The 4,174-nt window shown below is 72.4% G+C and carries 4 protein-coding genes and 1 pseudogene; all 5 read right to left on the bottom strand.

Annotated elements, in window-relative coordinates; genetic code table 11:
- Window positions 1-96: 96 nt before the first annotated feature.
- A pseudogene (scpB, locus tag AC1DUQ_RS19135) lies at window positions 97-643 on the bottom strand (SMC-Scp complex subunit ScpB).
- Window positions 640-1,569 carry a segregation and condensation protein A gene (locus AC1DUQ_RS19130; RefSeq protein WP_477074363.1) on the bottom strand — a complete coding sequence of 310 codons (930 nt, stop codon included), beginning with the start codon at window positions 1,567-1,569 and terminating at the stop codon, window positions 640-642. Before AC1DUQ_RS19130 ends, scpB begins: the two are co-directional and overlap by 4 nt.
- The gene (locus AC1DUQ_RS19125) at window positions 1,538-2,353 is read right to left on the bottom strand and encodes a ParA family protein (protein ID WP_477062293.1); all 816 of its coding nucleotides are present in this window, start codon (window positions 2,351-2,353) and stop codon (window positions 1,538-1,540) included. Before AC1DUQ_RS19125 ends, AC1DUQ_RS19130 begins: the two co-directional genes overlap by 32 nt.
- Before the next feature lie 115 nt (window positions 2,354-2,468).
- Window positions 2,469-3,410 carry a site-specific tyrosine recombinase XerD gene (locus AC1DUQ_RS19120; protein WP_477062136.1) on the bottom strand — a complete coding sequence of 314 codons (942 nt, stop codon included), beginning with the start codon at window positions 3,408-3,410 and terminating at the stop codon, window positions 2,469-2,471.
- Window positions 3,411-3,412: 2 nt separating this feature from the next.
- Window positions 3,413-4,174: heme o synthase (locus AC1DUQ_RS19115; RefSeq protein WP_477074362.1), on the bottom strand; the 762-nt coding region annotated here is incomplete at its 5' end.

Genomic DNA, 4,174 nt, shown 5'->3' with positions numbered 1-4,174 from the left:
GTGCGCCCGATCCGCTGCCGCCCCGAGGCGCGCCGCTCCTGCCGCCGGACTGGCCACCGGACGAACCGGAGCCACCTGACCGACGTTCCTGCGGGCTCATCTGTTGTCTCCGATCGCCTGGTCGACACCCTCGAAGGAGTCGATGTCCGGCAGGTAGGGCGCGAGCGGGGGCATCTCGTCCAGGTTGGACAGCCCCATCCGCTCCAAGAAGTATCCCGTGGTCTGGTAGAGCACCGCACCGCTGGACGGATCGGTGCCCACCTCGGCCACGAGCCCGCGCGTGGTCAGCGTGCGCACGACACCGTCGACGTTGACGCCACGGACCGCGGACACCTGCCCGCGGGTGACCGGCTGGCGATAGGCGATGACGGCCAGCGTCTCGAGTGCGGCCCCGCCCCCCCCCCTCGCCGCGGTACTCGGCGGCGAGCTCGTCCAGGAGCGCCTCGACCCGCGCGGTCGGCAGCGCCATCACGGTCGCCAGCCGGACGGCCGCGATGGGCTCGTCGGCCACCATGAGGACCGCCTCGAGCGCCGCCAGGGCGCCACCGGGCAGGTCGTCGACGTCGAACGCGAGCTCGTCGGCCGCGGCCGTCTCCGACTCCGGCTCCGTCTGGTCGTCCTCGGGCACCGTCTGCTCGGTCATGCGTCCTCCTCGGCTGCCCCGTCGCGGGCCAGCTCTGCGTCGAGTGTGGTGTCGAGCGTGTCGAAGTCGTCGGACACCTCGATCTCGCCCTCCTCGGAGCCCGTCCACCGCACGGTCAGCTCCCCCAGCGGGGTGACCTGGTCGAACGCGACCGCACCCTCCCGGAAGAGCTCGAGCAGGGCCAGGAACCGGGCGACGACGACCACCGTCGCGCCCGCGTCGGCGGTCAGCGTGCGAAACGACATCGCCCCGCCGTGCCGGAGGCGGTCGACCAGCACGGCGGCCTGCTCCCGGACGCTGAYGGCGGGGGCGTGCAGGTGGCTGATGTCGACGCCGGGCGGTGCCGGCTTGGGCTGCTCCGCCTTCGCCGCCAGCGCCGCCAGCTGCTCCGGGCCGATCTGCCAGACCAGCTCGGGCAGCAGCGCCGCCAGGTGCGGCTCGAGGGAGACGAGTCGCGGGAACCGCCGGCCCTCGGTGGCGAACCGTTCCGCCAGGTCTGCCGCGACCAGCTTGTACGCGCGGTACTGCAGCAGCCGGGCGAAGAGCAGGTCGCGGGCCTCGAGCAGCTCCAGGTCCTCCGCGTCCTCGACGTCGGCGGACGGCAGCAGCCGGGCGGCCTTGAGGTCCAGCAGGGTGGCGGCGATGACCAGGAACTCGCTGGCCTGCCCGAGGTCCCACTGCTTCTCGGCGCCGCGGATGTGGGCGATGAACTCGTCGGTGACCTGCGCGAGCGCGACCTCGGTGATGTCGAGCTTGTGCTTGGCGATCAGGCCGAGGAGCAGGTCGAACGGACCGCTGAAGTTGGTGAGGTGGACCTCGAACGCACTCGTGCCCACGGGCGCGCTCGCACCCGTCGGACCGGAGGCCGACTGCTCGGGCGGGACCGCGCGCTCGTCAGGCGGCGTCGCCACGGGCGACGAGCTCACGTGCCAGCTGACGGTAGGCCGCCGCACCGGAGTGCGTCGGGGCGTACGTGGTGATCGGCTCGGCGGCGACGGTGGCGTCGGGGAACTTCACCGTGCGGCTGATCACCGTGTGCAGCAGGTTGTCGCCGAACGCCTCGCTGACCCGGGCGACGACCTCACGGGCGTGCAGGGTGCGGGGGTCGTACATCGTCGCGACGATGCCGTCGACCTCGAGCCGCGGGTTGAGCCGGTCGCGGACCTTCTCGATGGTCTCCACGAGCAGTGCGACGCCGCGCAGGGCGAAGAACTCGCACTCCAGCGGGATGAGCACGCCGTGCGCGGCGGTGAGGGCGTTGACGGTGAGCAGGCCGAGCGACGGCTGGCAGTCGATCATCACGACGTCGTAGTCGTCGAGGATCGGGCGCAGCGTCCGGGCCAGCACGGACTCGCGGGCCACCTCGCCGACCAGCTGCACCTCGGCAGCCGACAGGTCGATGTTGGCCGGCAGCAGGTCGAGGCCCGGGGTCGCGGTGTGCTGGATGATCGCGCGGATGTCCGCGTCCCGCTCCATGAGCAGGTTGTAAACCGTGCGGTCCAGCTCGTGCGGGCTGATGCCGAGACCCACCGAGGCGGCGCCCTGCGGGTCGAAGTCGACGATGAGCACCTTGCGGCCGTACTCGGCGAGCGCGGCGGCCAGGTTGATGGTGGTCGTCGTCTTGCCGACGCCACCCTTCTGGTTGCACAGCGCGATCACGCGCGCGGGACCGTGGGAGGCGAGCGGAGGGGGCTCGGGGAACGCGGGCATCGGCCGCCCGACGGCGTCGAGCTGCGGGTCGGTCGTCTGCTGGCTCACCACGCGGGACAACCTACCGGAGCACGGCCCCCGATGACCGCGCGACAGTCCGTGGGGCGCGTGATGCTCATCGCGCCCGGGGGTGCGACGCCGCGTAGACCTCGCGCAGCGTGTCTGCGGTGACCATCGTGTAGATCTGGGTCGTCGTCACGGACGCGTGCCCGAGGAGTTCCTGGACCACCCGCACGTCGGCTCCCCCGGCCAGCAGGTGCGTGGCGAACGAGTGCCGGAGCGTGTGCGGCGAGATGTGCTCGGCACCCGCCAGTCCCGCGCGCTCCGCCGCCACGCGCAGCACCGCCCACGCGCTCTGCCGACTGAGCCGGGCGCCCCGGGTGTTGAGGAAGACCCCCGGCGACCCGCCCCTGCTCCCGACGGACAGGGCGGGCCGTGCCCGGACGAGGTACGCCTCCACCGCGTCGAGCGCGAACGTGCCCAGCGGCACCACCCGCTCCTTGCTGCCCTTGCCGAACAGCCGGACGGACGCGCGCCCGGGCGTCCGGTCGAGGTCGTCCACGTCCAGGCCGACCGCCTCGGAGATGCGTGCACCGGTCCCGTACACGAGCTCGAGGAGCGCGCGGTCCCGCAGCGGCACCGGGCCGTCGCCGAGGCCGGCCGCGTCCAGCAGGCGCTCGACGTCGCCGACGGAGATCGCCTTCGGGAGCCGCTTCGGCTGCGCGGGGGGCTTCACGGCCCGCGCGGGGTCCTGACCGGTGACGCCGTCGAGCAGCAGGAACCGGTGCCAGCCGCGCACCGCGACGACGATGCGGGCGGCCGACGAGGCGGACAGCGCGGTGCGGCCGTCCGAGCCGGTGCGGACCGCGAGCAGGAAGTCCTCGACGTCGAGCTCGGCGACGTCCGAGGGCTCGCGGCAGCCGCGGGTCTCGAGGAAGGCGGTGTACCGGGTCAGGTCGCGGCGGTAGGCGAGCAGCGTGTTGGTGGACAGGCCGCGCTCGACGGTCAGGTGGGCGAGGTAGAGCTCCAGCGCCGAGTCGATCGCGGTCGTAGTCACGCTCAGAGGGGCAGGAACACGTCCACCGCGATCGCGACGGACAGCAGGGTGAGGTAGGTGATCGAGGCGTGGAACACGCGCATCGCGTGCAGCTTGCCCGACTCCGGGTGCTCCGCGCGGCGCAGCAGGCCGATGCAGGACCAGAGGAACCAGATCCCGAGGGCCAGGGCGGCGACGCCGTACACCCAGGTCATGCCCTGCACCGGGACGAGCAGCAGGGAGCAGGCGATCATCGCGACCGTGTACGCGATCATCTCGCGCGCGACCCGGGTGTCCTTGGCCACGACCGGGAGCATCGGGACGCCCGCGGCGGCGTAGTCCTTGCGGAACTTCATCGACAGCGGCCAGTAGTGCGGCGGGGTCCAGAAGAAGATCACCCCGAACAGGAGGGCAGCCGTCCAGGAGACGCCACCGGTGACGGCGGACCAGCCGATCAGGACGGGCATGCAGCCGGCCGCGCCACCCCACACGATGTTCTGCGACGTGCGGCGCTTGAGGATCATGGTGTAGCCGACGACGTAGATGAGGATCGCCGCGGCGGTGAGCCACGCGGACGCGGGGTTGACCATCAGGGCGAGCCAGGTCAGCGAGAGCACGCCGAGCGCGAGCCCGAAGATCAGCGCCGCCCGGGGAGACACCTGCCCGGTGACGATCGGCCGCCGCTTGGTGCGGTTCATGATCTTGTCGATGTCGCGGTCGAGGTAGCAGTTCAGCACGTTGGCCGACCCGGCAGCGGCGGCTCCACCGACGAGGGTCGCGAGCAC

Source organism: Cellulomonas sp. P4_B5_2, from assembly GCF_056402235.1.
Note: the sequence above shows the minus strand (reverse complement) of the source record. Positions and strands in the feature narration are given on the sequence as shown.